Consider the following 248-nt stretch of genomic DNA (forward strand, 5'->3'; position numbering starts at 1 on the left):
GCACACGTGAAGTCCGCGCCTTGGTTCGTTCACTCGCCGCAGGCGGTACAACAGTTTTTGTCTCGAGCCACCTGCTGGCCGAAGTCGAGCAGATGTGCACGCACGCAGGCATCATGAGCGCCGGCCGTCTGGTGGCGCAAGGACCACTGGACGAGCTGCGTTCCTCCGGGGAGTCGCACGTCCTCATCCACACGCCCGACGTCGGCAAGGCAGCAGGGGTCCTGTCGCGCCTGGGTTTGGTCCCGGGT

General features: G+C 65.7%; 1 pseudogene. It reads left to right on the plus strand.

The features are described from left to right. Window positions 1-248 (plus strand): annotated as a pseudogene (locus tag ACR9ZK_RS22905) (ABC transporter ATP-binding protein); the annotation flags it as partial.

The organism is Monashia sp. HAY1-5C, assembly GCF_056755255.1.